Source organism: Streptomyces aureus, from assembly GCF_001418135.1.
Classification (GTDB): domain Bacteria; phylum Actinomycetota; class Actinomycetes; order Streptomycetales; family Streptomycetaceae; genus Streptomyces; species Streptomyces aureus_A.
The window spans coordinates 1-8,806 of sequence record NZ_LIPQ01000612.1; the positions used below are offsets into that span (position 1 = coordinate 1).

An 8,806-nucleotide genomic window follows, 5' to 3' on the forward strand; every position below is an offset into this window, starting at 1 on the left:
CACGGCATCCGCGAGTTCTGCAACGCGACGACGGTCTGGCATCGCGCCTGACCAGCCGTGCGCCCGCTCACCCGAGTCCACGCGCGCCCGTGGGCTCGGGTCCACGCGCGCGCGGAGCTACCCGGGTGACCCCTCGGGCCCGACCTGCCCCTCGGACCCCGGCCACCCCGTCGGACCCCAGCCGCTCCATCGGTCCCCAGCCGGCCCTCAGCCCCGGGTCCACTCCAACAACCGTTCCGCCGACCACGTGTTGATCACCCGGTCCTCCGGTACTCCGCACTCCTCCGCCCGCGCGCAGCCGAGGATCTGCCACTCCAGCTGGCCCGGCGCGTGCGCGTCCGTGTCCACCGCGACGTACGTGCCCGCCGCCACCGCGAGCCGCAGCAGCCGCCGCGGCGGGTCGAGCCGTTCCGGGCGGCTGTTGATCTCGACCGCCGTCCCGGACTCGGCGCAGGCGGCGAACACCCGCTCCGCGTCGAACTCCGACTCGGGCCGCAGCCGTCCGCCCGCCACCAGGCGGCCCGTGCAGTGCCCGAGCACGTCCATCAGCGGGTTGCGCACGGCCCGTTCGAGCCGGCGGGTCATCGCCTTCCCGTCCATCCGGAGCTTCGAGTGGGCCGAACCGACCACGAGGTCGAGACGGTCGAGCAGCTCGGGCTCCTGGTCGAGCGATCCGTCCTCCAGGATGTCGCACTCGATCCCGGTGAGCAGGCGGAACGGCGCCCACTGCTCGTTCAGCCGCGCCACCACGTCCAGTTGCTCCAGGAGCCGCTCGGCCGACAGACCCCGCGCCACCGTGAGCCGGGGCGAATGGTCGGTGAGCACGGCCCAGTCATGACCGACGGCCGCCGCCGCACGCCCCATGTCCTCGATCGAGGCACCGCCGTCAGACCAGTCCGAGTGGAGATGGCAGTCGCCGCGCAGGGCCGCCCGCAACGCCTCGCCCCCGCTCGCCGGTTCGGCGGTCCGCAGGGACTCCTCGAGCTCCGCCTCCAGCCCCGCGAGATACTCCGGGACCCGCCCGTCCAGCGCCTCGCGCACCACCGCCGCCGTCTTGGGCCCGAGGCCCTTCACGGACTCCAGGGTGCCCGCGGCCGCACGCTGGGCGGCCTCGCCCTCCGGCAGGGCGGAGACCGCGGTGGCGGCCGTGCGGAAGGCCCGCGCCCGGTACCCCGGCGCCTGGGCGCGCTCAAGGAGGAACGCGATCCGGTTCAGGGCGGCCACAGGATCCATGACGTCGCTCCTCGCTTTCTCGGGGCCCGTCCTCAGGCTCTCCTCAGGGGTGCTTCCAGGCCTTTCTCAGGTGCCGTTCACGGCGTTCGCCGGTACCTCCGCCGGGCCGATCTCGCACCACACGGCCTTGCCCTCGCCACGCGGCTCGACACCCCAGCGCGACGCCAGAGCGTCGAGCAGCATCAGACCGCGCCCCGAGGTCGCGGCCTCGCCGGGGGTACGCCGCCGGGGCCAGGCGCTCGACCGGTCCTGCACCGACAGCCGTACCCGCCGCACCGGTTCGGGCAGCACCTCCAGGGTCAGGACCGCACCGCCTTCGGTGTGCAGCAGCACGTTGACGAGCAGCTCTCCCGTCAACAGTTCGGCGTCGTCGGCCAGTTCGGGCATGCCCCAGTCGCCCAGCGCCTGTCCCACAGCCGCGCGCGCGTCCGACAGGCCCTGCGGGTCGGCCTGGTGGATGTACTGGTGGATGCGCGGCGCGCGGGGCGTGCCCGGGTCCGGGCTGCGCCGCAGCACCAGGAGGGCCACGTCGTCGCCGGAGCCCCAGCGCTCCCACAGCCGCTCGGAGAGGTGGTCGGCGAGTGCCTCCGCCTGCGGCGGGCCGCTGCTGATCGCCTCCGAGAGCGCGGTGAGGCCGGTCTCGATGTCCGACCCGGGCTGCTCGACGAGTCCGTCCGTGCACAGCACCAGCGTCTCACCGGGGACGAGGTCGAGACGCGTCTCGGGGAACTCCTCGTCGCCGAACACGGTCGCGAGCCCCAGCGGCAGCCCGCCCCGCAGCTTGGGCTGCCCGACCCGGCCGTCGGTGTGCCGGATCAGCGGCCCGAGGTGCCCGGCCCGTACGGCCCGCAGCGTGCCGCTGCCCAGATCCACCTGGGCGTACGTGCAGGTGGCGAACCGGTTGGTGTCCAGCTCGGCGAGAAACCGGGAGGCGCGGGCCAGCACGGTCGACGGGGCGTGGCCCTCACCGGCGTACGCGCGCAGGGCGATGCGCAGCTGCCCCATGATGGCGGCCGCGTGGGTGTCGTGCCCCTGGACGTCGCCCACGACGATCCCGACCCTGCCACGGGGCAGCGGGATCACGTCGTACCAGTCGCCGCCGACCTGCCGCCCGCTCCAGGCCGCGTGGTAGCGCACGGCGATCTCGCCGCCGGTGATCCGCGGGATCCGGCGCGGCAGCATGGTCGCCTGGAGCCCGGTGGCCAGCTCCCGCTCCTCGTCGAAGAGGATCGCCCGCTGGAGGGACTGGGCGACGATCGCCGCGAGCCCGAGGGCCAGGTTGCGCTCGTCGGCGTTGAACGAGGTACGGCCCCGGTAGAACAGGGCCATGCCGCCGAGCGACCGCGCCTGCGCCACCAGCGGCAGGTAGCAGGCCGCCCGGAAGTCCAGCCGCGCCAGGTAGGGGGCCAGCTCGGGGAAGTCGCGCCCGAGCGACGGGAACGAGGAGACGAACCGGGGCCGCCCGCTGAGCACCGCCTCGGCCAGCGGCATGCCCCGGTCGAGGCGCCGGACCCGGAAGTCGTTGAGCGTGTCGAGGGTCTCGCCGCTGAGCGCGATGATGTTCAGCGAGCCGTTCTCGACCAGGCCGAGTGCCAGGCCGTCCGCGCCGAGCCTGGCGAGCCCGCCGGGGCCGGTCAGGGCGGCCGTCACGTCGTCCACGGTCACCGCGCGCGACAGAGCGGCCGTCGTGCGCTCGACGATGTTCGTCTGGACCGCGCGCCGCTTCTCCAGCTCCTGGACGAACGCGAAGCGCGTGACCTCGGCGGTGGTGTCCCGCACGACTCCGACGATCCGCTTCGCCCGCCCGTCCGGCGAGCGCAGGATCCGCGCCTGTACATGCGTCCAGTGGGGTGGTCCGCCGGCCTGCGGGATGGGGAAGTGAGCGGTGTACGACACCTCGCCGCTGGTGACCGCCTCCCGTACGACATCCTCCAGCCTGGTCCGCTCCTCGGGGTCGAGGCGGGCGATCAGCGACACCGGGCGGCCGTCGAAGGCGTCCGGAGCCACGCCGAAGACCAGCAGCCCGGACTTGTCGACATCGATGGTGCGCGTGTCGAGATCCCAGTCGAAGCTGCCGGTCCGGTTCATGGCGAGCCACTCGGCGGGCCCGATCTCGCCATTGCGCGTACGCCGGTCTTCATCGGTCATCCTCCCCATTGTCGAACCCGCGCCCCTCCGACGCCATGGCGATGACACGGCGTGGCGCGAGTTCGCCTCGGCGGGTGAACGGGGGAAGGCGGCGGGAGCGGCCGGCAAGTGCCGGAGAGCGGCCGGTCGGCGGCGGGAGGGCGCTCGGCGGAAGGAGGGCGGCGCAGGCCGGTCGGCTGCGCGAGGGTCGGTGGCGGGAGGGCCGCGCAGGGCGGTCCGCGGGCCGGTCCTGCGGCATCGCTCGAAAATGCCGGCGGGCCCCGGCGTGCGGCGGGGCAGAATGGGCCGGTGCAGCCGCCCTACCGTGTTCTCGGTCCGTGTCAGGCCTTCCGTACCGACGACGGGACGGAGGCCGTCGTGAGCGGTGCCAGGCTCCGCGCCCTGCTCACCGCCCTCGCGGCGGCCGGCGGGCGGACGGTGGGCACACGCGCGCTGATCGACCAGGTGTGGGGCGACGCCGACCGCGCCCAGGACCCGGACCAGGACCGTACGGCGGCGCTCCAGGCCCTCGTCGGACGGCTTCGCCGGGCCGTGGGCCGGGACGCCGTCGTCTCCGCACCGGGTGGCGGCTACCGGCTTGCCGCGGGCCCGGACGCCGTCGACCTCCACCGCTTCGAACGGCTCGCAGCCGAAGGCTTCGCCGCGCTCGGCGCGGGGGACCCGGCCCGCGCCGCCACCCTCCTCGACGAGGCCCTCGGCCTCTGGCGGGGTCCCGCCCTCGCGGATCTGCCCGGCCGGGAGACCGACCCCCTGGTCGTACGGGTCGAACAACGGCACACACAGGCGCGACGCGACCGGCTCGCCGCCGACCTGGCCCTGGGACGGGCCACCGAGGTCCTCGCACCCCTCGCCGCCCTGGCGGCGGGAGAGCCGTTCGACGAACCCGTCCAGGCGCTGCGGATCCGTGCCCTGCGGACGGCCGGGCGGCCCGCCGAGGCCCTGGCCGTGTACGAGGAGGTCCGTGCGAGCCTCGCGGACCGGCTGGGCACGGACCCGGGACCCGAACTGCGCGCCCTCCACGCCGCACTCCTGTCGGACACGGCGCCCCCGCCTTCGCCGGCCGCGCCTTCGCCGACCGCGCCGGAGGGGGCGGGGCCGACGGTCGGCCTTCCCGCCCGGCTGACCTCGTTCATCGGCCGGGACGACGACCTGGGTGCGCTCGCCGCCGAGTGGGGCGCCCGGCGGCTCGTCACCCTCACCGGGCCGGGAGGAGTCGGCAAGACGCGGCTCGCCCTTGAGGCGGCCGAAACGTACCAGGACGGCCCGGTCCATGTTGCCGAACTCGCCTCCGTACGCGAGGAGTTCACGGTCACCGCGGCCGTTCTCAGCGCCGTGGGCGCGCGCGAGACACACGTCTGGCACCGCGCGGCGGTCGCCGCGGCGGACCCGGGGGACCCCTTCGCCGAGCTCGTCGAGCACTGCGCCGGGCGGCGGATGCTGCTCGTCCTCGACAACTGCGAGCACGTGGTCGCCGCGGCCGCCGCCCTCGCCGAGACCCTCCTCACCGCCTGCCCGCAGCTCCGCATCCTCGCCACCAGCCGCGAACCCCTCGGCGTCCCGGGGGAGTCGGTCCGCCCCCTGGAGCCCCTGCCGCCGGACCCCGCGCACCGCCTCTTCGCCGAGCGCGCCCGCACCGTACGCCCCGACGTCGACCTCACCCAGGGCGGCGGCGAGGCCGTCGACGAGATCTGCCGCCGCCTCGACGGCCTGCCCCTCGCCATCGAACTGGCCGCCGCCCGCCTCCGGCTGCTCACCCCGCGCCAGATCGCCGACCGCCTCGACGACCGCTTCCGTCTCCTCACCTCCGGCTCCCGCACGGTCCTGCCCCGCCAGCAGACCCTCCGCGCCGTCGTCGACTGGTCCTGGGACCTGCTCGACCCCGAGGAGCGCACCCTGCTCCGCCAGGTCTCGGTCTTCGCCGGCGGCTGGGACCTCGCCGCCGCGGAGGCCCTCTCCCCGCGCGCGGCGGACCCGCTCGGCGCCCTGGTCGACAAGTCCCTCGTCGTCGCCACCCCCGTCGAGGGCGGCGAGATGCGCTACCGGCTCCTGGAGACCATCCACGAGTACGCGGCCGAGCGCGCCGCCGAGACCCCCGCGGTCCTCGCCGCCGCCGAGGCCGCCCACACCGCCCACTTCACGGCCCTCGCCGAGATCGCCGAGCCCAAACTCCGCTCGGCCGAGCAGCTCCCGTGGATCGAGCGGATCGAACGAGACCTGGACAACATCCGCGCCGCCCTGCACCGCACCGTCACGGCCCCCGACGAGGCCGCCGCCCACCGCCTGGTCTTCGCCATGGGCTGGTTCTGGTGGCTGCGCAACTACCGCCCCGAAGGCCTGACCTGGGTCGACCGCACGGTCGCACTGGGCGACGACCCGGCCGACCCCGACGACCCCCGCTACTGGCCCCGTATGCGCCTGCGCATGCTGCAGTTCTTCCTGGAGGTCGAGAGCCGCACGCTGGGGGACTTCCAGGAACCGGAGGCGATCGCGCTCGCCCGCCGCGTGCGGTCGGCGTTCGGCGAGCCGCCCGGCCCCGAGGGCGCCCGGTTCCCCGGTCTGCTCTGGCCGTTCACCGCGTACCTCACCGAGGAACCGGCCGTGGTCCGCGCCCTCCTCGACGAGGCCGTCGCCAACTGCCGCCGCCACGGCGGCGACTGGGAGGTCGGCGTGAGCCTCATGTTCCGTACGCACATGGTCGTCGACATGCCCGGCGGCATGCCCGGCATCGACGAGGACCTGGCCGAGCTCCGCCTCCTCGCCCGGAGTGTCGGCGACCGCTGGATGGGCGCCCAGATCGCGAGCGCGGTGGGCGAGGCCCATATGCTGCGCGGTCGCAGCGAGGAGGCCGGGGAGGCGTACGAGGAGGCCCTCCGGCTGGCCCGTGAGGTCGGCGCGCACGCCGAGTCGCCGTTCCTCCTCGCCCGGCTGGCCGAACTCGCCTACCAGACGGGGGACCTGGAGGCAGCGGAGAAGGGCCTCGACGAGGCCTCGCGGGAGGCGGAGCGCTACCGCGTGCGGGACACCGGCGTGTTCGTCTGTTTCCTGCGGGCGGCCCTCGCCCTGTACCGCGGTGAGGTCGCGGAGGCCCGCGCCCAGCTGGAGGAGGCGGGCCGCACGGTCGCGACCGGGGCGCCCCCACCGCACTTCGAGGCGGTCCTCGTGGGGCTCTCCGCGCGCGTCGAGGCGGCCGAGGGGCGGGCGTCCGCCGTCGCCACGGCCACCGAAGCGCTGCGCGGTGCGCGGGACGCGCAGTGCGCGGACTTCATCACCTCGGGCCTGGGGGAGGGCCTCGCGGTCGTCCTGTCCTCGGCGGGTGAAGCCGCCTTGGCGGTCATGATCATGGCGGCCGTCGAGGGCTGGCGCACCGAGCTGCCCCGCTCGGTGCCGGGCCTGCGGGACCTTCAGGCCGTGACCGACCGGGCGCTCGCGGCGCTCGGCCCGTCGGGCGTCGCCGCCGCCCGGTCGGCGGGGGAGGGCCTCGGCGTCGACGAGGTACTGGCCCTCGCGGAGACCGTCGCCGCGAGGCCCGAACCGGGCGGACCCGGGACGTACGGGAGCGTCAGGAGCAGCTGATCCGCGACTGCGCCCAGTCGGCGACGGCGGCCCGCCCGAACGGCGTGTGCTCCTCCACCACCAGCCGGATCGTGCGGCGGCCGGAGATGTCGACGTGCACCGGGACCGGCGGGTCGCCGGCCCGGACCACGTCGGAGCGCCAGAGCCGCTCCTCGTCCCCGTACACGGAGAACCGGACGCCGCCGACGCCCAGCAGGGCGCTCAGGTCGTCGACGCCGACGATCGCGTCGTAACTCGTGCACCGCCGGTTGAGGTCGATCAGCAGGGACGAGGGCGCGTGGACGCTCACCCCGTGCGCGTACGGGGTGCCGCCGATGGACAGGTTGCCGCGCTGCCACATCCAGCTGCTGTCGGAGAGGGCGACCTCGGGCTTGGTGCCGTCGCCGAAGATCCCGTAGTCCAGCTCGTTGACCTGGTAGACCCTCGGCGGGGCGGGCGGCGTCGGCTTCGGCGAGGGCTTCTCGGGGCCGGGCGTCGGCGTGGGCGTCGGCTTGGGGCTGGGCTTCGGCGGGGGCGTCGGCTTCGGTGACGGCTTCGCGGCCGTCGGCTTCGGCGTGGGCTTCGCGGGAGGAGGCGTGGGTGTCGGCGTCGGCGTGGGCGCCGGCGGCTCGGACGTCACGGGCGGGGGCGGCGGTACGGGCTTCGGCGTCGGCTTCGGCGGTGGCGCGGGCTCCGCCGGCACGACGGGGATGACGACGGGCTGGACGGGTCTGGGCGCGGCCACGGGCTGCGGATCCCCGGCCATGGCCCAGACGAGCCCGGCGGCCGCGGCGACGGCCACGGCGGCCGCGAGACCGGCCTTCGCGGGCGCGCCGAGTCCCTCGGCGGCGGCGCCGGAGGCCGCACCGCCGGAGGACCCGGTGGCGGCGGCCGCGGCACCGGCCGCGCCCGCGCCGACGGCACCACCGGCGACGACACCGGCGGCCTTGAGCGAGTACCCGGCGGCGAACCAGCCGATGACGGCGACGGGGAGCAGCGCGGGGATACCGGCGTTGACATGGGCCAGCTCACCGGCGGCGAGCCGGCACTTGGCGCACTCGTCCAGGTGCTTGCGCAGTCCGCGTTCGGCGCGCATCCGCAGGCCGCCGCGCGCGTAGGCGCCGAGCCGGTCGGCGTACCGGGCACAGTCGCCGCCTGCCGTCAGGGACTGGCTGACGTGGGCCTGGAGGTAGGCCTGCTTGAGGCCCTCGCGGGCGCGGCTGGCGAGTACGGCCGTGGCGTTGGCGGTCAGGCCGAAGAGCGGTGCGACCTCGCTGGGGGACTCCTCCTCGACGGTGGTGTGCCACAGCACGGCCTGCCAGCGTTCGGGAAGCGAGCGGAAGGCCTGCATGGCGAGCGACTGCTCGGCCTCGTGCATGGCCAGGACGTCGGCGCCGAGGTCGAGCCCCGCCCCGAAGGACGCGGTCTGGTCGGAGACCTCGGAGGAGCGGGCGGCCTCGGCCGCGAACACCGCGAAGTCCTCGACGAGGTGTTCCCGCCGCTGCGTCTTCGTCCAGTTCGCGGCGACGCGCCGGACGGTGGTCATCAGATAGGCGCGTACGGCCTGTTCGGGCCCGGCTCCGCCGCGGACCGCCTGGAGGGTGCGGGCGAAGACCTCGGCGGTCAGGTCGTCGGCGGTGTGGGCGTCCCGGCAGCAGGTCCTCGCGTAGCGGCGCACGGCGTCGGAGTGTCTGCGGAAGAGTTCCTCGTACGCGGAGTCGTCGCCGTCGCGCATGAGCTGGACGAGCTCGGAGTCGGAGGGCGGCAGCTCGACGGGCGGCGGAAGGACGGTGTCGTGCTCATGGTTGTCCTCGAAGGCGGAACCGGCCCCGGCCACGGTCGTGTCGAGCCCGGCGCCCGTGCCGGTACCGGC

At 75.3% G+C, this 8,806-nt stretch carries 4 protein-coding genes; 1 reads left to right on the top strand and 3 read right to left on the bottom strand.

The annotated features are described in order from the left end of the window. Positions 1–207: 207 nt before the first annotated feature. Both AOK00_RS35060 and AOK00_RS35065 read right to left on the bottom strand, forming a co-directional pair. Positions 208–1,233 carry a PHP domain-containing protein gene (locus AOK00_RS35060; RefSeq protein WP_055604158.1) on the bottom strand — a complete coding sequence of 342 codons (1,026 nt, stop codon included), beginning with the start codon at positions 1,231–1,233 and terminating at the stop codon, positions 208–210. 66 nt (positions 1,234–1,299) lie between these two features. Next, positions 1,300–3,381, bottom strand: a complete 2,082-nt coding sequence (locus AOK00_RS35065) for a SpoIIE family protein phosphatase (protein WP_055604159.1) — start codon at positions 3,379–3,381, stop codon at positions 1,300–1,302. A gap of 357 nt (positions 3,382–3,738) precedes the next feature. Here AOK00_RS35065 and AOK00_RS35070 point away from each other — a divergent pair, with 357 nt between their 5' ends. After that, entirely contained in the window at positions 3,739–6,954 is a 3,216-nt protein-coding gene (locus tag AOK00_RS35070; protein ID WP_254047621.1) for a BTAD domain-containing putative transcriptional regulator, read from the top strand. Here AOK00_RS35070 and AOK00_RS35075 read toward each other — a convergent pair. After that, positions 6,941–8,770 carry a sigma-70 family RNA polymerase sigma factor gene (locus tag AOK00_RS35075; RefSeq protein ID WP_079042358.1) on the bottom strand — a complete coding sequence of 610 codons (1,830 nt, stop codon included), beginning with the start codon at positions 8,768–8,770 and terminating at the stop codon, positions 6,941–6,943. The genes AOK00_RS35070 and AOK00_RS35075 overlap by 14 nt on opposite strands. Between the last annotated feature and the right edge of the window lie 36 nt (positions 8,771–8,806).

Bases quoted from the DNA above. Each gene is read 5' to 3' on its own strand.
- AOK00_RS35060 (WP_055604158.1), bottom strand. From the start codon at position 1,233: ATGGATCCTGTGGCCGCCCTGAACCGGATCGCGTTCCTCCTTGAGCGC.
- AOK00_RS35065 (WP_055604159.1), bottom strand. From the start codon at position 3,381: ATGACCGATGAAGACCGGCGTACGCGCAATGGCGAGATCGGGCCCGCC.